Raw genomic sequence first — 20,322 nt, 5'->3', positions numbered from 1 at the left:
TCAGGCGCCCGATAATGAAAGTGCTCTCGTGGATCTCGACGCGCTTGCCGGCTGCCTCTCCAGTTCCGCCTGCCTGGTGACGCAAACCACCAGCGGCCTCATCATCGGCATGCTGCTGTTCCTGGTCGCGGTTGGGCTGACGCTGATCTTCGGCGTGCTCAAGGTGGTCAATTTCAGCCACGGCGCCTTCTACATGTTCGGCGCCTATTTCGCGATGACCGCCTATCAGCTCACCGGCAGTTTCGCGCTGGCGATGCTGGCGGGCGCGGCCGGCACGGCCATTCTCGGCCTGATCTTCGAGCGCGTCTTCATGAGCCGCGTCTATGGCGCGGACGTCTTGATGCAGCTCCTCGTCTGCTACGCCTTCGTGCTGATTTTCGACGATGTCGTGCGCCTGATCTGGGGACCCGAATTCAAGGCGATGGGCATGCCGTCCGCGTTCCAGGTGATGCCGCTGTTCATCGCCGGCGGCGTGGTGCCACCTTATTACCTGCTGCTGATCGGTGTCGCGCTGGTCGCAGCGATCGTGCTCGGCATCGGGCTGTCGCGCAGCCGGATCGGCAAGGTGATCCGCGCCGCCGCGCAGAATCCCGGCATGGTGTCCGCGCTCGGCATCAACACCGGCTTGATCTATGGCGGCGTGTTCGCGCTCGGCGGCATGCTGGCGGGGCTCGCGGGTGCGCTCGCCGCACCGGTGCGCTCGCTGACGCCCGGCATGGGATTTTCGGTGCTGATCGAATCCTTCATCGTCACCGTGATCGGCGGCATGGGCTCGATCCTGGGTGCCCTGATCGGCGCGCTGCTGCTCGGCCTGATCCGCTCGTTCGGCTCGCTCGGCTTTCCCCTGTTCACGGAAGGCTTGATGTATCTGTTCATGGTGATCGTGCTGGTCTCGAAACCCACCGGCCTGTTCGGCAAGGAGGCGGCATGACCGAGCTGGAGGCCGGACGTGCGCAAGGGCTGGCACCAGTGCGCGGTGGCTCGGTGCTGCAACGTTATCGCGACGTCCTGATCGCGCTGGTCGCCTTTGCCGTGCTGGCGAGCGTGCCGCTGTTGACGGGCAGCAAGGCGCTGCTTGATTTCGTCATCCGCTGCTCGGCTTACGGCCTATTCGCGACCTCGCTCAACCTCCTGGTCGGCTACACCGGCCTGACCTCGTTCGGCCATGGCATGTTCTTCGGCCTTGGCGCCTACAGTTTCGGCCTGATCATGCAGAAGCTCGGCGTGCCTATTCCGGTCGCCTTCGTGGCGACGCTGGCGATCACGGCGCTCGTCGCGGCCGTCATCGGCGCGATCTGCGTGCGGCTGAAGGAGATCTATTTCGCCTTCGTCACGCTCGCCTTCCAGATGCTGATCCACTCGACCATCCTGTCCTGGGCTTCCTTCACCGGCGGCGACCAAGGCCTGCGCGGCGGCATTCCGCGACCGGTCTTTCTCGGCATTGATCTCGCCAACCACGTCCATCTCTATGTCACGAGCTGCGCGCTGTTGATCCTCGGCCTGCTCGCGATGCGCCAGATCGCGCAATCGCCGTTCGGCTACACGTTGCGGATGATCCGCGACAATGCCGCGCGCGCGAGCTTCCTCGGCATCGACGTCTGGCGCGCCAAGCTCACCGTGTTCGTGCTGGCAGCGCTGTTCGCGGCAATGGGCGGCATGGTGATGGCGCTGTTCGTTTCCGGGGCCTATCCGGAATTCGCCTATTGGACCATCTCGGGTGAAGGCATCTTCATCAACATGCTCGGCGGTGTCTCAACCTTCCTCGGGCCGATGGTCGGCACCGTGCTCTTGCTGCTGCTCAACGACACCGTGACGCGGTTCACCGAGTACCATGGCATCGTGCTCGGCGTTGTCATCCTGTTCTTCGCGCTGGGCCTGCGCAAAGGCTTGTTGGATTTCGTCGCGGAATGGTTTTCGCAGCGGCGCGACGCAGGCGAGGGCCGCTAGCGATGCTGGAGATCCGCAACCTCGCAAAGTCCTTTGGCGGCGTGAAGGCAACCAACGACGTCTCGCTCGATTTCCCCGACGGCTCGCTCACCGCGGTGATCGGTCCGAACGGCGCCGGCAAGAGCACCTTCTTCAATCTGATCACCGGCGCGTTGAAGCCTGACACCGGCCAGGTGCTGCTCGACGGAGTCGATCTCGCCGGCCGCTCGCCGCCGGAGATCGTCCGGCACGGCATCGGCCGCGCATTCCAGGTTGCGAGCATCTTCAAATCGCTGACGGTGCAGGAGACCATGCTGGCTGCGGTCAGCGCCGACCAGCGTTCGTCCGCGGTGCTGCACAAGCGCTTTCCGTTGCCGGAGACACGCGACCGCGCCGAGCACGTGATGGAGCTGCTCGGCCTTGCGGGCAAACGCCATCGCACAGCCGCGACACTGTCGCATGGCGATCAGAAGCTGCTCGATATTGCCCTAGCGCTGGTGCTCGAACCAAAAGTGCTGCTGCTGGACGAGCCGACCGCCGGCATGGGGCCGGAAGAGCGCTGGCGCATGATCGACAAGGTGCGCGAGCTCTGGGAGACCCAGAAGATCACCGTCGTCTTCATCGAGCACGACATGGACATCGTGTTCAAGATCGCGCCGAAAATCGTCGTGCTCTGCTATGGCCGCATTCTTGCGACCGGCACGCCCGAGGAGATCCGCAACAACAGCGCCGTGATCGAGGCCTATCTTGGCACCGAGCATGCGGGAGCGACCGCATGAGTTCTGTCGTCATCGAAGTCGTCGATCTCGACGTCTATTACGGCACCAGCCAGATCCTGTTCGGCGTCGGCCTCTCGGTGCGGCAGGGCGAGACCATGGCGCTGCTGGGCCGCAACGGCGCCGGCAAGTCCACGACCATGAAGGCGATCATGGGGCTGGCGCCGCCGCGGCGCGGCAGGGTGAGCCTCCGCGGCTCGGTGATCTCCGGCTGGAAGCCGCACCATATCGCGCGTGCCGGCCTCGGCTTCGTGCCGGAGGACCGCCAGATCTTTCCGGAGCACACCGTCGAGGACAATCTCGTGATCGGAAAGAAGAAGGGGCCGGAGGGCCAGGACGAATGGCCGATCAGGCGCATCTATGAGGTCTTCCCGCTGCTGGAGCCGCTGCGCCATCGCATTGCCGGGCGTCTTTCGGGCGGCGAGCAGCAGATGCTGGCCATCGCGCGCACGCTGATGGGCAATCCGGCGCTGTTGCTGCTGGACGAGCCGAGCGAGGGGCTCGCGCCGATCATCGTGCAGCGGATCGGCGAGCTGTTGCGGCAGCTTCGAAGCATCGGATCGACCGTGCTGATCGCCGAGCAGAACATGCATTTCTGCCTGGGGCTCGCGAGCCACGCCACGATCATCGACAAGGGCCAGATCGTCTACGCCGCCGGAATCGACGAGCTGAAAGCCAATGAGGCGATCCGCCGGCGTTATCTGGCCCTTTGAGCCGGGCGGGCGGTGCCCGAATAGGCCCGAAGAAGAAAACGGTTGTCCGGGGTCATTCCGGCGGAAGGAGTTTCCCCGCGGGGGACCAAAAAAGCCAATCGCTTCCATTGCTGTTTGGGGTCGAAAAGACGACATTTCAGCCACGAATTGATGGATTGGCCTGCTATGGAACGCACTGGATTTGAGCCCTTCGGCGAGCAATTGGTGTCCGCAACGGATGCCCAGCCGAAGTCGCGCGCGTCAAAGCTCCTGTTGCGGGTCGGCACCGGCCTGTTCTGGTCGCTCGTGGCCGGAATTGTGCTCGCGCGTGCAGCGTTCTTCGAACCCGGCGTCTACGACGGGTTCAGCCGTGTGGCCTCGCTCGCCAAGAGCCTGATCTTCTGAGGCCGTTTATTCCGGGTTGAGGACAGAACTTCCCTCGGCCCTGATATGTCGAAAACTTATTCCCCATTGAGCTGGCGCTGCGTATAAATCTTTCTCCCCTGGGAGAGATTTGTGTCGCAGAATCAAGCATCCAGCCCGGCCGATGCCAAGCCGGCCACCGCCGCGAGCCGTATTTTCGCGCTGATTCCAGGCATCCTCCTCTGTATCGCCGTCGCCGGTGTCTCGGCCCTGCTCGAAAGGGCTGAGCTCGGGGTGTTCGAGCATCCCTATGTCGAGGCGCTGGTGATGGCGATCCTGCTCGGGATGGCCCTGCGCAGCTTCTGGAAACCTGCGCCGCGCTGGCAGGCCGGCATCGCCTTCAGCGCGAAACAGCTGCTCGAAGTCGCGGTCATGCTGCTGGGCGCCTCGATCAGCTTCGCCGCCATCGCGGCTTCCGGCGTCGCGCTGCTGGCGTCGATCGCAGCCGTCGTGGTGATTGCACTCTGCGTGTCCTTTGGCATTAGCCGGATGCTGGGCCTGTCGACGCGGCTGTCGATCCTGATCGCCTGCGGCAACTCGATCTGCGGCAATTCGGCGATCGCCGCCGTGGCGCCGATTATCGGCGCCAACAATGACGAGATCGCATCCTCGATCTCCTTCACCGCGATCCTTGGCGTGATGATGGTGCTCGGCCTGCCGCTGCTGATTCCGCTGTTGCAATTGTCTGCCACGCAATACGGCATCCTCGCCGGCCTCACGGTCTATGCGGTGCCGCAGGTGCTGGCCGCGACGGTCCCGGCCGGGCTCGTCTCGACGCAGATCGGCACGCTCGTGAAGCTGATGCGTGTGCTGATGCTCGGGCCGGTCGTCGTCGGCCTGTCGCTGGTTGCCTCGCGCTGGCAGAGCGATGCCAAGAAGACCAGCGTCGGCTTCTTCCGCCTCGTGCCCTGGTTCATCCTCGGCTTTCTGGCGCTGGCGACCTTGCGTTCCCTCGAGATCGTGCCGGGGACGGTGGTTGGGCCGGTGACCAAGATCACGAGTTTTCTCACTGTGGTGTCGATGGCGGCCCTCGGACTCGGCGTCGACGTGCGCGTGCTCGCCAATGTCGGCGGGCGGGTGACGGCCGCGGTGACGCTGTCGCTGATGCTGCTGCTCGGCATCAGCATCGCACTGGTGCATTGGTTCAAGTGAGGGGCTCGCTCTCTGGACTTCCCCCGCCAGACGTTTATTGGTCTTCGCCAATATGATCGGCTGCGGCTGATCCGAGAAACAGTGAGGGCGCGGCCATGACGACATTGACGGTGAAAGACCTTCTCCCCGAGGACGGAACACGCGGCACACTCGCCGGCCGCGTCTGGCTGCCGCAGGCGAACGGTCCGGCCGTGGTCGCCGTCCGTGGCGATGGCGTGTTCGACGTCACCGCAAGATTTCCGACCATCAGCGCGCTCTGCGAAGAGGACAATCCGGCCAAGGCGCTGAGCCTGACCAAGGGCGAGCACATCGGCGATCTCGACGCCATCGTGGCCAACACGGCGCCGGACCAGCGCGATCGCCAAAAGCCGTGGCTGCTTGCGCCCGTGGACCTGCAGACGCTGAAGGCGGCCGGCGTGACTTTTGCCATCTCGATGCTGGAGCGCGTGATTGAGGAGCGGGCGAAGGGCAATCCGGCCTCTGCTGAAGCGATCCGCAAGGAAGTGACGCGGCTGATCGGCGACGATTTGTCAAAGCTCAAGCCGGGCTCCGACCAGGCGATGCATCTGAAGCAGGTGCTGATCGATCAGAACGCCTGGAGCCAATATCTCGAGGTTGGCATCGGTCCCGATGCCGAAGTCTTCACCAAGGCGCCGACCATGTCCTCGGTCGGCACCGGCATGGATGCCGGCCTGCATCCGAAATCGACCTGGAACAACCCGGAGCCGGAGTTCGTGCTGTTCGTGTCGAGCCGCGGCAAGATCGTCGGCGGCGCACTCGGCAACGACGTGAATCTGCGCGACTTCGAAGGACGCTCCGCGCTGCTGCTGTCGAAGGCCAAGGACAACAACGCCTCCTGCGCGATCGGACCGCTGCTGCGCCTGTTCGACGACAGCTTTACGCTCGACGACGCGCGCAAGCTCGACATCAGCCTGAACGTGAAGGGGGCGGACGGCTTCGTTCTCGACGGCCATTCCTCGATCAGCAAGATCAGCCGTGATCCGACCGATCTGGTCGAGCAGACCATCGGCAAGGTGCATCAATACCCTGATGGCTTCGTGCTGTTCCTCGGCACGATGTTCGCGCCGGTCAAGGATCGCGATGCGCCGGGGCAGGGGTTCACCCACAAGCGCGACGACATCGTCACGATCGCAGCGCCGCAACTCGGCAAGCTCGTCAACCGGATGCGCACCAGCGACGAGTGCGAGCCCTGGACCTTCGGCATCGGTGCGCTGATGAAGAACCTGGCGCAGCGGAAGCTGATTTAGCGCATCACGTCTCGCAGCTGACCTCCCAAGCGAACGTCTATGGGGCCGTCATGCCCGGGCTTGTCCCGGGCATCAACGTTCTTCGTCATGCGAGATGAGGCGTCGATGGCCGGGACAAGCCCGGCCATGACGGTGTCCGCGGCTGGACCCAACCACAAACTTCCTTCATCTTCCCGTTGCATCTGTGGAACAAAATCGCGCTTGGCGTGTCTTAGAAACCGCTTGCCGCCGTTCGGCGCAATTTCCTCCAAATAGTCAAATAATATGACTAGTCGGAACCCATCTTCCGTGAAATAGTCCCTCCCGCCGCCTCAAAGGCCGGCCTGCGGGTGCCATGCTACCAATAGGCGCCCCGGATAACATCTTGGGAGACTCGCCTGATGATCCTCAAAGCCCTCTTTGCGGCCAGCGCCACGGCCGCCTTGTTGCTCGCGGTGCCGGCGAATGCCGCCGAGCTCACCATCGGCTTCTCGCAGATCGGATCGGAATCCGGCTGGCGCGCCGCCGAGACGTCGGTCTCCAAGCAGGAGGCCGCCAAGCGCAAAGTCAATCTCAAGATCGCCGATGCGCAGCAGAAGCAGGAGAACCAGATCAAGGCGATCCGCTCCTTCATCGCGCAGAACGTCGATGCGATCTTCCTCGCGCCCGTGGTCTCGACCGGCTGGGACTCGGTGCTGAAGGAGGCCAAGGAAGCCAAGATCCCGGTCGTGCTGCTCGACCGCGACATCGATCCCTCCGGCAAGGAGCTCTATCTCACCGCCGTAACCTCGGACAGCGTGCATGAAGGCGAGGTCGCCGGCGACTGGCTGGCCAAGACGGTCGGCGCCAAGGCCTGCAACATCGTCGAGCTGCAGGGCACGGTCGGCGCCAGCGTCGCCACCAACCGCAAGAAAGGCTTCGACACCGCCATCGCCAAGCACGCGAACCTGAAGGTGGTGCGCAGCCAGACCGGCGACTTCACCCGCGCCAAGGGCAAGGAGGTGATGGAAAGCTTCATCAAGGCCGAAGGCGGCGGCAAGAACATCTGCGCAGTCTACGCCCACAACGACGACATGATGGTGGGCGCGATTCAGGCGATGAAGGAAGCCGGCCTCAAGCCCGGCAAGGACGTCCTCACCGTTTCGATCGACGCGGTCCCCGATATCTTCAAGGCGATGGTTGCCGGCGAAGCGAACGCCACGGTGGAGCTGACGCCGAACATGGCGGGCCCGGCGCTCGATGCCGTCGCAGCCTTCAAGGGCAAGGGCACGGTTCCGCCGAAATGGATCCAGACCGAGTCCAAGCTCTATACTGCCGCCGATGATCCGCAGAAGATCTACGACAGCAAGAAGGGCCTCGGTTACTGAGGGGGCTCCGTGCCGGACCGCCTCCAGTGGTCCGGCGATCCCCCTTCGAAACCGCTGCACGAACGGCTAGGCTGGGTGTCCGCTTCAATGGCGGGCACCCGTGGGAGTGAATTTGCCATGCAGAACAGCCCCGATCCTGCTCTGCCCCTCCTTGAGGTGCGCGGGATCAGCAAAAGCTTTGGCGCTGTGCGCGCGCTGCAGGAGGTCGACTTCACGCTGCGCGCCGGCGAGATCCATGCGCTGCTCGGCGAGAACGGCGCCGGCAAATCCACGCTGATCAAGGTCGTCACCGGCGTATTCCCGCGTGATGCCGGCATCGTCAGGATCGGCGGTGAAGAGGTCGCGCCGCGCTCGGCCAAGGCAGCGCTGGCAGCGGGCATTGCCACCGTCTACCAGGAAGTCAACCTGCTGCCGAACCTGTCGGTGGCGCAGAACCTGTTCCTCGATCGCCAGCCGATGCGCTTCGGCATCGTGCGCGAGGGCGAGATGCGCCGCCGCGCCAAGGCGCTGCTTGCGGAGTTTGGCCTCGACATCGACGTGGCCGCGCCGCTCAGCAGCTATTCGGTCGCTGTGCAGCACGTCACCGCGATCGCTCGCGCCGTCGATCTCTCCGCGCGCGTGCTGATCCTGGACGAGCCCACCGCGAGCCTCGACCGCCACGAGGTCGAGATCCTGTTCGGCATCATGCGGCAGCTCGCGAAGCGCGGTATCGGCATCGTCTTCGTCAGCCACTTCCTCGATCAGGTCTATGAGATCTCCGATCGCATCACGGTGCTGCGTAACGGCCGCCTCGTCGGCGAGCGCGAGACCGCCTCGCTGCCCCGGCTCGAGCTGATCCGGCTGATGCTCGGCCGCGAATTGGCCGAAACCACCAGCGCGCGCGCATCAGTGGGCGAGCACAAGGTGCGCGAAATCTGCGCGAGTTTCGAGAATTACGGCAAGGCCGGCTATGTCGCGCCGTTCAATCTCGAGCTGCGCCATGGCGAGGTCGTCGGTCTCGCCGGGCTGCTCGGCTCGGGCCGGACCGAGACGGCGCGGCTGGTGTTCGGCGCCGAGCGCGCCGATGGCGGGAAGGCGAAGGTGGAGGGTGCGCCGGTGCGGCTGCAGTCGCCCCGCGACGGCGTCCGCCACGGCTTTGGCTATTGCCCGGAGGAGCGCAAGACCGACGGCATCGTCGCCGAGCTCACCGTGCGCGAGAACATCGTGCTCGCGCTCCAGGCCAAGCGCGGCCTGCATCGGCCGCTGTCGCGCCGCGAGCAGGACGAGCTCGCGCGCCGCTATGTCAAGATGCTCGACATCCGCCCGCCCGATGCTGAGCGCCCCGTCGGCCTGTTGTCCGGCGGCAACCAGCAAAAGGTGTTGCTGGCGCGCTGGCTCGCGACCTCGCCGCGGCTTCTCGTGCTGGACGAGCCGACCCGCGGCATCGATGTCGGCGCGCATGCCGAAATCATCCGCCTGATCCGCGAGCTCTGCGACGACGGGCTTTCGCTGCTCGTGATCTCCTCCGAGCTCGACGAGATCGTGACCTATTCGGACCGCGTCGTCGTGCTGCGCGACCGCGCCCATATCGAGGAGCTCGCGGGCGAGGCGATCGACGTCGGCAACATTCTCGCCGCCATTGCTGCCGATAGCGTCGCTGTTGCGCTTGAGGCCCACACATGACAACGCTGCTGCCGCGCCGCGGCCTTGCCCAGATCCTGGCGCTGATCGTCATCCTCGCGGTCGATCGCGTGGTGTCGCCGCAATTCTTCGACCTGCGCCTGCAGGACGGCCGTCTGTTCGGCAGCCTGATCGACGTGCTCAATCGCGGCACGCCGGTAGCACTGTTGTCACTCGGCATGGTGCTGGTGATCGCGACGCGCGGCATCGATCTGTCGGTCGGCGCCGTCATGGCGATCGCGGGCGCGATTGCGGCGAGCCTCGCCGACACTCACAGTCTGGCCGTCGTGCTGGCGGCAGCACTCGGCGCGGGCTTGATTTGCGGCCTGTGGAACGGCTTCCTCGTCGCGGTGCTCGGCATGCAGCCGATCGTGGCGACGTTGATTTTGATGGTGGCGGGACGCGGCATCGCCCAGCTCATCACCGAGGGACGCATCGTGACGTTCTCCTCGCCGGATCTGGTCTGGCTCGGAAATGGCTCGGTGCTCGGCCTGCCGGTACCGGTGGTGATTGCCCTGGGCATGCTCATCCTGACCGGCGCGGTGGTGCGTGGCTCCGCGCTCGGGCTCCTGATCGAGGCGACCGGCGGCAACGCGCGGGCGAGCGAGCTTGCCGGCGTCGGCACCCGTGCGATGATCCTGTCGGTCTATGTCTGGTGCGGCGTCTGCGCCGCGCTGGCCGGCGTGATCGCGGCGGCCGACATCATGGGGGCGGACGCAAACAATGCCGGCCTCTGGCTCGAGCTCGATGCGATCCTGGCCGTGGTGATCGGCGGCACTTCGTTGTTCGGCGGCCGCTTCAGCCTCGTGCTGGCCGTCCTCGGCGCGCTGATCATCCAGACCATGAACACCGGCATCCTTTTGTCCGGCTATCCGCCGGAGTTCAACCTGCTGGTCAAGGCGGTGGTGGTGCTCACTGTGCTGTTGTTGCAATCGCCCAAGCTGACCGGTTTTGCCGGCATCGCCGCGCGGCTGCGGAGGACGAAAGCATGAGAGGTCTGCCGCCCGCCCTCATCACGGCGATCGTGCTGGTCGCGGGCTTCGCCGCATGCGCGGTGCAGTTTCCCAACATCGCCTCGACCCGCGTCGTCGGCAATCTGCTCACCGACAACGCTTTCCTCGGCATCGTCGCGGCCGGCATGACCTTCGTCATCATCTCCGGCGGCATCGATCTCTCGGTCGGCTCGGTGATCGGCTTCACCACCGTCTTTGTTGCGCTCGCGATCGAGCGCTGGGGCATGCCGCCGCTGGTTGCTTTCGTCGCCGTTCTCGCACTCTCGGCGGCCTTCGGTGCGGCGATGGGCGCGGTGATCCATGTCTTTGATTTGCCACCCTTCATCGTGACGCTCGCCGGCATGTTCCTGGCGCGCGGAGCGAGCTTCCTGCTCTCCACCGAATCCATACCGATCACCGCGCCGATCTATTCCACCGTGTCGGACTTCGCCTTGCGATTGCCGGGTGGCGGGCGGTTGACGGCGATTGCGATCATCATGCTCGCGATCGTGATCGGCGGAGCCTTGCTGCTGCATCTCACCCGGTTCGGCGCCAATGTCTATGCGCTCGGCGGCAGCCGGACGACCGCGAGCCTGATGGGCGTTGCGGTCGGCAAGATGACGGTGAAGATCTACATGCTGTCGGGCCTGCTCGCAGGCATCGCCGGCATCGTCTTCTCGTTCTACACCAGCGCCGGCTATTCGCTTTCCGCCGTCGGCGTCGAGCTCGACACCATCGCGGCCGTCGTGATCGGCGGCACGCTGCTCACGGGCGGGCAGGGCTCGGTGATCGGTACTTTCCTCGGCGTGCTGATCCAGGGCCTGATCCAAACCTACATCAATTTCGACGGCACGCTGTCGAGCTGGTGGACCAAGATCGCGACCGGCATCTTGCTGTTCGCCTTCATTGCCTTGCAGCAGGGTCTCGTCGCGCTCGCGCGCCGGCCGCTGGCGAAGAGCGCAGGAGCCGCCACATGACATCGCGCATCGTCGTCATCCCGACGCGGCGGGCTCACTCCAACCATGCGGAGGTCGCCCGCTCGATTGGCGTCGACATCATCGCCGGCCGCTACGCGGAAGGGACGCGCCTGCCTGGTGATGCCGAGATGATCGCGATGTTCGGCGTGTCGCGGCCGGTGCTGCGGGAGAGCGTGAAGACCCTAGTCGCCAAGGGCCTGCTGACCACCAAGGCGCGCGTCGGAACCGTCGTGCGCGAACGCGCCGCCTGGAACATGTTCGATGCCGACGTGCTGGCCTGGCATCTGGACGCCGGTATCGACAAGCGTTTCCTCAATGACCTCGCCGAGATCCGTCTCGCGGTCGAGCCGCGCGCGGCCATGCTGGCGGCCAAGCAGCGGTCGGAGGAGGATCTGGCCGACCTTCGGCGCAGCATGGAGCGCATGCGGCTCGAAGCGTCCGATTCGGTCGGCTTTGCCGATGCCGACCTCGCACTTCACGTCGCCGTGGCGCGCGCCTCCGGCAACCTGTTCATGCGCTCGATCGGCCACGTCATCGAGGCCGCGCTTCGCGCCTCGTTCCTGCTGAGCGCGCCGGTCGAATTGGAGGACCGCGACACGGTGCTGCTCTGGCACCAGAAGATCGTCGATGCGATTGCGGTCGGCGATGCGGAGGCCGCCTCCGAGGCGATGATTTTCGTCATTCACAACGGCATGCATCGCCATGAGGGCACGGTCATCGAGAGCGCACCGGCCTCCGTGGAATCTGGAGAGAGATCGTGACGGAACTTCGCATCGCCATCGTTGGCTTCGGCAAGATCGCGCGTGACCAGCATGTCGGCGCGATCGCCGCCGTGCCGGGCGCGGCGCTGGCGGCGATTGCCAGCCGTAACGCCTCGCTGCCGGGACTGCCGCATTTCGCGACCATCGAGGAGCTGCTGGAAAAGGGACCGCCGATCGATGCGGTCTCGCTCTGCACGCCGCCGCAGGTGAGGCGCGCGCAGGCGGCCGCGGCGCTCGCCGCCGGCAAGCATGTCATGCTGGAGAAGCCGCCGGGCATCGGTGTCGCCGAGCTCGATCCGCTGATCGCGATGGCGGCGGAGGCAAAGCGCACGCTGTTTGCGACCTGGCATTCACGCCATGCGCCGGCGGTCGAGCCCGCGCGGCAATGGCTCACTGAGCGTCGCATCAAGTCGGTGCACATCAGCTGGAAGGAAGATGTCCGCGTCTGGCATCCCGGGCAGGGCTGGATCTGGGAGCCGGGCGGCCTCGGCGTGTTCGATCCCGGCATCAATGCGCTGTCGATCCTGACCAGGATCCTGCCGAAGCCTGTGTTCGTCACCGCGGCCGAGCTGGCGTTTCCCGCCAATTGCCAGGCGCCGATTGCGGCGAACCTGACGCTGACCGACATCGATGGCCTTGCTGTCACCGCCGAGTTCGATTTCCGCCAGACCGGACCGCAGAGCTGGGATATCGTCGTCGAAACCGACCAGGGCCGGATGACTTTGTCCAGCGGTGGCGCGCGGATGGTGGTCGACGGCAAGGTGCTTGCCGAGGCGCCCGATGAGGAATATCGCGGACTCTACCGGCGCTTCGTCGAGCTCGCGGCGACCGGCGCAAGCGACGTCGATCTGACGCCGCTTCGCCTCGTCGCCGACGCCTTCCTGCTCGGCAGGCGCACCGTGGTCGAACCGTTTGTGGATTAGACATGGCCGCATCAAAAATCACAAAAGACATCTTCGGAACACTGCCTGACGGCCGCGAAGTCGAGCGCATCGTGCTGCGCGGCGAGGGCGGCTTCGAGGCGCGCATCATCACCCACGGCGCGGTGATCCAGGCGCTGATTGCGCCGGATGCGAAGGGCGGTCACGACGATGTCGTGCTCGGCCATGATGCGTTCGCCGGCTATCTCGCGGAGCGAAAGTTCCTTGGGGCCACCGTCGGCCGCTACGCCAACCGCATTGCCAACGGACAGTTCTCGCTCGACGGTGAAACGGTGCAGCTCCCGGTCAACAACGGCCCGAACGCACTGCACGGCGGCCTCGATGGATTTGACCGCAAGCTCTGGCAGATTGCGGAGATCGACGACGGCGCCGAGCCCGCGGTGACACTCACCTACACGAGCCCGCATGGCGAGGAGAATTATCCCGGCCAGCTCGATGTCCGCCTGACCTATCGCGTCACCGGCCCGACCGAATTGTCGTTGAGCATGGAGGCGCGGACCGACCGTCCCACCATCGTCAACCTCACCAACCACAGCTTCTTCAATCTGGAAGGCGCGACGTCAGGTACGCCCATTCTCGATCACAGGCTGACGGTCGCCGCCGAGCATTTCCTCGCCATCGACCCCACCGCCATTCCGCTGCCTGGACCGCCGCGCGCGGTGGCGGGAACGCCGTTCGACTTCCGCGAGCCTCGGCAAGTTGGCGAGCGCATCCGGCAGAGCGATGAGCAATTGCGCAACGGCAGGGGTTACGACCACACCTACTGCCTTGCGCGCGAAGGCAAGCTTGCGCTCGCGGCGCGGCTGGAGGCATCGCGCGCGGGGCGCGTCATGGAGCTGTTCACCAACCAACCCGGCCTGCAAGTCTATTCCGGCAACTATCTCGACGGCACGATTTCGGGGAAGGGCGGCAAGCTGATCCGGCAATCGGATGCCATGTGCCTGGAGCCGCACATCTGGCCTGACGCGCCGAACCGGCCGGATTTCCCGAGCCCGCGCCTCGATCCCGGCGGAGTTTATCGGCATCACACGGTCTATCGCTTCGGTGTGAGGGCGTCATGATGGAACAGGTGCCGACATCAGTTCTCTCGGACGATCCCTGTCATCTCGGCGAGGGCCCGACCTATGACGTGACCACAGACACCGCCTGGTGGTTCGACATTCGCGAGGGACGGCTGTTCGAGGCGCAACTCGACAGCGGCAGCATCCGCGTCCACGCGCTTGGCCGGATGGCGAGTGCGCTCGGGCGCATCGATGCCGAGCGCCAGCTGATCGTCGCCGAGGACGGTCTCTATATCCGCACGCTCGCCGATGGCGCGATGACGCTGTTCTGTCCGCTCGAGGCGGACAATCCTGCCACGCGCTCCAATGATTGCCGTGTGCACCAGTCCGGCACGTTCTGGATCGGCACCATGGGCAAGAAGGCCGAGCCGAAGGCGGGGGCGATCTACGCGTTCCATCGCGGCAAGATCTCGACGCTGTTTCCCGGCATCAGCATTCCCAATTCGATCTGCTTCTCGCCGGACGGTGCCATTGGCTATTTCACCGACACCGCACGCGCCGTGCTCTACGCAGTCCCGCTCAATCCCGCGACCGGCCTGCCGCGCGGCGAGCCGGAGGTGCTGTTGCGACACACCGGTATCGGCGGCCTCGATGGCTCAGTGTGCGATGCCGACGGAAACATCTGGAATGCCTGCTGGGGCGCGAGCCGGATCGATGTCTATTCTCCGCAAGGCGAGCGTCTGCGCTCGCTGAGCGTGCCGGCAAAGCAGGCAAGCTGCCCCGCTTTCGTCGGCCCTGATCTGTCGCGCCTCCTTGTCACGTCAGCGTGGCAGGATATGGACGCGGCGGCACGCGCCGCCGATCCGCAAGCCGGTTGCACTTTTCTATTGGAGCCATCCGCGCGCGGTCGCGCGGAGCCCGACGTCAAGCTCGCATAGGAGACCAGAGGCAGTCCACGACGACGTTCTCGACGACATCAAGAAACAGTCTGACACCCAAGGGAGTGAAAACATGCTGAAACTGAAGACGACATTCCTCGCACTGGCGTTTGCCGGCGCTGCGACGATGGCCACAGGCCTCACCGCCTCCGCGCAGGACAAGGCGACCGTCGGCATCGCGATGCCGACCAAATCGTCGGCGCGCTGGATCGACGACGGCAACAACATGGTCAAGGTGCTGAAGGAGCGCGGTTACAACACCGACCTGCAATATGCCGAGGACGACATCCCGAACCAGCTCTCGCAGGTCGAGAACATGGTGACCAAGGGCGCGAAAGCGCTGGTGATCGCCGCCATCGACGGCACCACGCTGTCCGACGTGCTCAAGCAGGCCAAGGCGAAGGGCATCACCGTGATCGCCTATGACCGCCTGATCCGCGGCACGCCGAACGTCGACTATTACGCGACCTTTGACAATTTCCAGGTCGGCGTGCTCCAGGCCGAGTCGATCGTGCAGGGCCTCGGTCTCAAAGACGGCAAGGGCCCGTTCAACATCGAGCTGTTCGGCGGCTCGCCCGACGACAACAACGCCTACTTCTTCTACAACGGCGCGATGAGCGTGCTGAAGCCCTATATCGACAGCGGCAAGCTCGTCGTCGGCTCGGGCCAGACGGGTATGGACAAGGTCGCGACGCTCCGCTGGGACGGCGCCACCGCCCAGGCCCGCATGGACAATCTGCTCAGCGCCTACTACGGCAACAAGAAGATCAACGCCGTGCTCTCGCCCTATGACGGCATCTCGATCGGCATCATCTCCTCACTGAAAGGCGTCGGCTACGGCAGCGCCGATCAGCCGATGCCGATCATTTCGGGTCAGGACGCCGAGGTGCCCTCGATCAAGGCGATGCTGCGCGGCGACCAATATTCGACCATCTTCAAGGATACCCGCGACCTCGCCAAGGTGACCGCCGACATGGTCGACGCCGCGCTTGCCGGCAAGCAGGTCACGGTCAACGACACCAAGACCTACGAGAACGGCGTCAAGACCGTGCCGTCCTACCTGCTCAAGCCGGTCGTGGTTTACAAGGACAATTGGGAGAAGGTGCTGGTCGACAGCGGCTACTACAAGAAGGCGCAGTTCCAGTAATACTCTTTCCTTCCCCTCTCCCCGCTTGCGGGGAGAGGGGAAGGGTGAGGGGGAGCCTTCGCGAGCGAGGTGGCAGTGGGACTCGCGGAGACTCCCCCTCACCCGGATCGCATCTTGCGATGCGATCCGACCTCTCCCCGCAAGCGGGGAGAGGTGAACGACAGCGATCGAGGGATATGACACGATGACCGCCATGCTGGAGATGCGCAACGTCAGCAAGAGCTTTGCCGGTGTGCAGGCGCTGCGCGACGTCAACTTCTCGGTTCACGCCGGGCAAATCCACGCGCTCGTCGGCGAGAACGGTGCCGGCAAGTCGACCCTGATGAAGGTATTGAGCGGGGTCTATCCCGCAGGCAGCTACGAGGGCACCATCGTCTTCGATGGCGAGGAGCGGCGCTTCCGCGACATCAACGATTCCGAGGCGCTCGGCATCATCATCATCCACCAGGAGTTGGCGCTGATCCCGCTGATGTCGATCGCGGAGAACATTTTTCTGTCGCATCCGCCTTCAAAGCTGGGCGTGATCGACCGCGACGAGGTGTACCGGCGCACGCGTGAACTGCTGGCGCAGGTCGGCCTGAAGGAATCCCCTGACACGCTGATCACCGATCTCGGCGTCGGCAAGCAGCAACTGGTCGAGATCGCCAAGGCGCTGTCCAAGCGGGTGCGGATGCTGATCCTGGACGAGCCGACCGCGAGCCTCAACGAGGCCGACAGCGCCGCGCTGCTCGAACGCCTGATGGCGTTCCGCGAGCAGGGCATCGGCTCGATCCTGATCTCGCACAAGCTCAACGAGGTCGCCAAGGTCGCCGACCACATCACCGTGCTCCGCGACGGCCGCACTGTCGACAGCATCGATTGCCGCGCCGAGCCGATTCAGGAAGACCGCATCATCCGCAGCATGGTCAATCGCGACATGGCGCACCGTTTCCCGGAGCGCAGCGTGAAGATCGGCGAGCCTGTGCTCGACGTCGCGAACTGGTCGGTCTACCACCCCATCCATCCCGAGCGGCAGGTGATCAAGAACGTCAATTTCGGCGTCAGGCGCGGCGAGGTCGTCGGCATTGCCGGGCTGATGGGCGCCGGCCGCACTGAATTCGCCATGAGCCTGTTCGGCCGTTCCTGGGGCACCAATATCAGCGGCAGCATCCGGCTCGAAGGCAGAGACATGGTGCTGCCGAGCGTCGCGGCGGCGATCGACGCCGGTCTTGCCTATGTCACCGAGGATCGCAAGCAGCTCGGCCTGATCCTGGCCGACGACGTCCGCAAGAACATCACGCTCGCCAGCCTCGACCAGGTCGCGCCAAGCCGCGTGATCGACGACATCGCCGAGCTGAAGATCGCCAGCGACTATCGCACCCGCATGCGCATCCGCTGCTCCGACGTCTACCAGGAGACCGGCCAGCTCTCCGGCGGCAACCAGCAGAAGGTGGTGCTGTCGAAATGGCTGATGACCGACCCCAAGGTCCTGATCCTGGACGAGCCGACGCGGGGCATCGACGTCGGTGCCAAATACGAGATTTACTGTATCATCAACGAGCTGGCGGAGGCCGGCCGCGGCGTCGTTGTGATCTCCTCGGAGATGCCCGAGCTGCTCGGCATCTGCGACCGCATTTGCGTCATGAACGACGGCGCCTTCGTCGGCGAGTTCAGCGGAGCCGAGGCGACGCAGGAAAAGATCATGCGCGCCATCATGCGCAACGAACGAAACATTGGGAACGCCGCGCCCGCGGCCGCGGAAATGGGAGGAATGCAGCCATGACCGACAAGACGGTATCGCTGCCCGAGGAGCGCCGGCACGGCAGCTTCATCAAGAACAATTTGCGCAACTACGGCATGCTGATGTCGTTGATCGCGATCATGCTGTTCTTCCAGGTCATGACCGGCGGCACGCTGTTGCAGCCGCTCAACCTGACCAACCTGGTGCTGCAGAACAGCTACATCGTCATCATGGCGCTCGGCATGCTGCTGGTGATCGTCACCGGCCATATCGACCTGTCGGTCGGCTCGGTCGCCGGCTTCGTCGGCGCGGTGGCCGCGGTGCTAATGGTGACCTACAAGATCGACTACACGCTCGCCTTCATCGCCTGCCTGCTGCTGGGTGCGGCGATCGGCGCGGCGCAGGGCTATTGGGTGGCCTTTTTCGGCATTCCGTCCTTCATCGTGACGCTGGCGGGCATGCTGGTGTTCAAGGGCCTCGCGCTCGCGGTGCTGCAAGGGCAGTCGCTCGGCCCGTTCCCGGCGACCTTCCAGAAACTTTCCTCCGGCTTCATTCCGGAGCTGCTGCCCGAAGCCGGCACGCTGCATCCGACCTCCATGCTGATCGGTGCCGTGCTCGCGCTCGGACTCGTCTATGCCAGCGCCAAGGGCCGCTCGCGCGAGCAGTCCCATGGCATCGAGGTCGAGCCTTATGCGTTCTTCCTGGGCAAGAGCGTCCTGCTCGCTTGCGCCGTGCTCTATTTCACCTATCTGATCGCCTCGCATCGCGGCCTGCCGAACGTGCTGGTCATCATGACCGCGCTGATCGCGCTCTATGGCTTCGTCACCCGGCGCACCGTGATCGGCCGGCAGGTCTACGCGGTGGGCGGCAATGCGAAGGCGGCAAAACTGTCGGGCATCAAGACCGAACGGCTGACCTTCCTCACCTTCGTCAACATGGGCGTGCTGGCCGCACTCGCCGGTCTCGTCTTCGCCGCGCGCCTCAACACCGCGACGCCGAAGGCGGGATTGGGCTTCGAACTCGACGTCATCGCCGCCTGCTTCATCGGCGGCGCCTCGGCCTATGGCGGAGTCGGGCGCGTCGGCGGCGCCGTGGTCGGCGCCATGATCATGGGCGTGATGAACAACGGCATGTCCATCCTCGGCATCGGCATCGACTATCAGCAGGTCATCAAGGGCCTGGTGCTGCTCGGGGCGGTGTGTATCGACGTGTATAACCAGCGGCGGTAGCCGCATTGACGGTCTGCTAGGGTGGGCAAAGGCGCGTAAGCGCCGTGCCCACCATCTTCTCTTGTGGCACTATGGTGGGCACGCTTCGCTTTGCCCACCCTACGGCAGCGGTGATTGCGTCGTGAACAGCACCGTCGCGATCGCGACGGAGAGGATTACCGCCGATACGGTTGCCACGGTCGACAGGACCCCCATTCGCCGGAGCGCGATGGCGAACACGATGATGATGGGGGTCGCGGTCATCAGCCCGATTTGTGCATCGCTCATTGCATCGCTCGCCGTTTTGCGGAACCACCGGATGCATCGACCCTATGGCGGTGAGGCGGGCGGGACGTTGCGATAGCGCAAACCTGCCTCCCGCCAGTTGCACTATTTGTCCGGCGACAAAGTTGGAATCGCGCCGGTGGGATATCTGTTCGGCGTCTTGATGCGGAAGTCAGATGTCGGCAACGGAATGCGAACAACAGGGAACCGGCTGGGGAATCCTGGAAGATCTTCCCGGCGATCCCATGATCTGGGTGCTGATCTTCAGCGAGCTCGCCGCCTTCGGCCTGTTCCTTGGCGCTTTCGTCATCGCGCGCGCGCTTCACCCGGCGGTCTTCGCGGCCGGTCAGGCCAGCCTTGATGCGCATCTGGCGGGAATCAACACCATCGTGCTCGTGACCAGTGGCTGGGCTGCCGCGCGCGGGGCGGCTGCTGCACGGGCGGGCGAAAGCCGGCGTGCACGCGGCTGGCTGTTCGGCGCCATGGCCCTTGGCGTCGTCTTCATCGCGGTCAAGCTGTTCGAATATGCCGGCGAGATCGCGTTAGGAAACGGCCTGGAGACCAGCCCGTTCTTCACGCTGTACTTCCTCCTCACCGGCTTCCATCTCCTGCATGTCGGCCTCGGCATCGTGATTCTGGCCGTAGTGTCCCGGGGTGCCCGAGCGGCGGGCGTCGAGACCGGAACGGCTTTCTGGCACATGGTCGACCTGCTCTGGATCGTCATGTTTCCCATCATCTATCTGGTGCACCCGTGATTCCGGATCGTCTCGACATCACCTGGATCGCGTTGATCGGCCTTGCGCTCGCGACCATTCTGGTGCCGCCGCTGGTGTCGCGCCCCTTGTTTGCCAATGCCTTGCTGCTGACGTTTGCCGCTCTCAAGGGCCGCCGTATCGTGCTCGATTTCCTCGATCTTCGCTCAGCGCCGGCACTTTGGCGCGGCATCGTCAGCGCCTGGGTCTTCATCGTGGTGCTGTTTGCCTGGCTCGCATCAGCCGTCGTTGCCCTGATCTGACTGGCGGTTGCGCATCGTCGCGCTGCTTGCGCTTCGTCAAAGAGTACCCCCCGGCAATCGGCAATAAATCGCAGCATCGCATCTTTCTCAGGAAT

General features: G+C 64.7%; 21 protein-coding genes. 20 read left to right on the top strand and 1 reads right to left on the bottom strand.

Features of this window, described 5'->3' with window-relative positions:
* Positions 1-28 precede the first annotated feature (28 nt).
* From GGD61_RS18100 to mmsB, 18 genes are all read left to right on the top strand, one after another.
* Positions 29-931, top strand: a complete 903-nt coding sequence (locus GGD61_RS18100; RefSeq protein WP_092256348.1) for a branched-chain amino acid ABC transporter permease — start codon at positions 29-31, stop codon at positions 929-931.
* Positions 928-1,947, top strand: coding sequence for a branched-chain amino acid ABC transporter permease (locus GGD61_RS18095; protein WP_183230969.1), 1,020 nt, complete (start codon positions 928-930; stop codon positions 1,945-1,947). The genes GGD61_RS18100 and GGD61_RS18095 overlap by 4 nt, the downstream gene beginning before the upstream one ends.
* A gap of 2 nt (positions 1,948-1,949) precedes the next feature.
* On the top strand, positions 1,950-2,705 hold the full coding sequence (locus tag GGD61_RS18090; protein ID WP_183230968.1) for an ABC transporter ATP-binding protein: 756 nt from the start codon (positions 1,950-1,952) through the stop codon (positions 2,703-2,705).
* Complete coding sequence (locus GGD61_RS18085; protein WP_179737504.1) at positions 2,702-3,415, top strand: ABC transporter ATP-binding protein; 714 nt, start codon at positions 2,702-2,704, stop codon at positions 3,413-3,415. The genes GGD61_RS18090 and GGD61_RS18085 overlap by 4 nt, the downstream gene beginning before the upstream one ends.
* A 165-nt stretch (positions 3,416-3,580) precedes the next feature.
* Positions 3,581-3,799 (top strand): hypothetical protein, encoded by a 219-nt coding sequence (locus tag GGD61_RS18080; RefSeq protein ID WP_018315898.1) that lies wholly within the window; start codon positions 3,581-3,583, stop codon positions 3,797-3,799.
* A gap of 111 nt (positions 3,800-3,910) precedes the next feature.
* Complete coding sequence (locus tag GGD61_RS18075) at positions 3,911-4,969, top strand: putative sulfate exporter family transporter (protein ID WP_183230967.1); 1,059 nt, start codon at positions 3,911-3,913, stop codon at positions 4,967-4,969.
* A 95-nt stretch (positions 4,970-5,064) separates the two neighbouring features.
* Entirely contained in the window at positions 5,065-6,237 is a 1,173-nt protein-coding gene (locus GGD61_RS18070) for a fumarylacetoacetate hydrolase family protein (RefSeq protein ID WP_183230966.1), read from the top strand.
* Between the two features lie 380 nt (positions 6,238-6,617).
* A complete protein-coding gene (gene ytfQ / locus GGD61_RS18065) occupies positions 6,618-7,583 on the top strand; it encodes a galactofuranose ABC transporter, galactofuranose-binding protein YtfQ (RefSeq protein WP_183230965.1) in 966 nt (321 codons plus the stop codon).
* A gap of 117 nt (positions 7,584-7,700) precedes the next feature.
* Positions 7,701-9,245: a sugar ABC transporter ATP-binding protein gene (locus tag GGD61_RS18060; RefSeq protein WP_183230964.1), complete on the top strand. Its 1,545-nt coding sequence runs from the start codon at positions 7,701-7,703 to the stop codon at positions 9,243-9,245.
* Positions 9,242-10,234 (top strand): ABC transporter permease, encoded by a 993-nt coding sequence (locus tag GGD61_RS18055; protein WP_183230963.1) that lies wholly within the window; start codon positions 9,242-9,244, stop codon positions 10,232-10,234. Before GGD61_RS18060 ends, GGD61_RS18055 begins: the two co-directional genes overlap by 4 nt.
* Entirely contained in the window at positions 10,231-11,211 is a 981-nt protein-coding gene (gene yjfF, locus GGD61_RS18050) for a galactofuranose ABC transporter, permease protein YjfF (RefSeq protein WP_183230962.1), read from the top strand. Before GGD61_RS18055 ends, yjfF begins: the two co-directional genes overlap by 4 nt.
* On the top strand, positions 11,208-11,972 hold the full coding sequence (locus tag GGD61_RS18045; RefSeq protein WP_092256316.1) for a FadR/GntR family transcriptional regulator: 765 nt from the start codon (positions 11,208-11,210) through the stop codon (positions 11,970-11,972). The genes yjfF and GGD61_RS18045 overlap by 4 nt, the downstream gene beginning before the upstream one ends.
* Positions 11,969-12,895 carry a Gfo/Idh/MocA family protein gene (locus GGD61_RS18040; RefSeq protein WP_183230961.1) on the top strand — a complete coding sequence of 309 codons (927 nt, stop codon included), beginning with the start codon at positions 11,969-11,971 and terminating at the stop codon, positions 12,893-12,895. The genes GGD61_RS18045 and GGD61_RS18040 overlap by 4 nt, the downstream gene beginning before the upstream one ends.
* Positions 12,896-12,897: 2 nt before the next feature.
* Complete coding sequence (locus tag GGD61_RS18035; protein ID WP_183230960.1) at positions 12,898-13,974, top strand: aldose epimerase family protein; 1,077 nt, start codon at positions 12,898-12,900, stop codon at positions 13,972-13,974.
* Entirely contained in the window at positions 13,974-14,852 is an 879-nt protein-coding gene (locus GGD61_RS18030) for an SMP-30/gluconolactonase/LRE family protein (protein ID WP_177237116.1), read from the top strand. Before GGD61_RS18035 ends, GGD61_RS18030 begins: the two co-directional genes overlap by 1 nt.
* A 73-nt stretch (positions 14,853-14,925) precedes the next feature.
* Positions 14,926-15,999: a multiple monosaccharide ABC transporter substrate-binding protein gene (gene chvE / locus GGD61_RS18025; RefSeq protein ID WP_183230959.1), complete on the top strand. Its 1,074-nt coding sequence runs from the start codon at positions 14,926-14,928 to the stop codon at positions 15,997-15,999.
* 184 nt (positions 16,000-16,183) lie between these two features.
* The gene (gene mmsA, locus GGD61_RS18020) at positions 16,184-17,761 is read left to right on the top strand and encodes a multiple monosaccharide ABC transporter ATP-binding protein (RefSeq protein ID WP_183230958.1); all 1,578 of its coding nucleotides are present in this window, start codon (positions 16,184-16,186) and stop codon (positions 17,759-17,761) included.
* Positions 17,758-18,948 carry a multiple monosaccharide ABC transporter permease gene (gene mmsB, locus GGD61_RS18015; RefSeq protein WP_018315912.1) on the top strand — a complete coding sequence of 397 codons (1,191 nt, stop codon included), beginning with the start codon at positions 17,758-17,760 and terminating at the stop codon, positions 18,946-18,948. Before mmsA ends, mmsB begins: the two co-directional genes overlap by 4 nt.
* A 99-nt stretch (positions 18,949-19,047) precedes the next feature.
* Here mmsB and GGD61_RS18010 read toward each other — a convergent pair whose 3' ends face one another.
* Positions 19,048-19,215 carry a hypothetical protein gene (locus GGD61_RS18010; protein WP_018315913.1) on the bottom strand — a complete coding sequence of 56 codons (168 nt, stop codon included), beginning with the start codon at positions 19,213-19,215 and terminating at the stop codon, positions 19,048-19,050.
* Between the two features lie 173 nt (positions 19,216-19,388).
* Here GGD61_RS18010 and GGD61_RS18005 point away from each other — a divergent pair, with 173 nt between their 5' ends.
* Both GGD61_RS18005 and GGD61_RS18000 read left to right on the top strand, forming a co-directional pair.
* Positions 19,389-19,967: a cytochrome c oxidase subunit 3 family protein gene (locus GGD61_RS18005; RefSeq protein WP_183230957.1), complete on the top strand. Its 579-nt coding sequence runs from the start codon at positions 19,389-19,391 to the stop codon at positions 19,965-19,967.
* On the top strand, positions 19,967-20,227 hold the full coding sequence (locus GGD61_RS18000) for a cytochrome C oxidase subunit IV family protein (protein ID WP_165637145.1): 261 nt from the start codon (positions 19,967-19,969) through the stop codon (positions 20,225-20,227). Before GGD61_RS18005 ends, GGD61_RS18000 begins: the two co-directional genes overlap by 1 nt.
* Positions 20,228-20,322 lie beyond the last annotated feature (95 nt).

The sequence above is a fragment of the Bradyrhizobium sp. SBR1B genome (assembly GCF_014198205.1).
Taxonomy (GTDB): domain Bacteria; phylum Pseudomonadota; class Alphaproteobacteria; order Rhizobiales; family Xanthobacteraceae; genus Bradyrhizobium.
The sequence above is the reverse complement of the archived record's forward strand: the minus strand, read 5'-3'. Positions and strand labels throughout refer to the sequence as shown.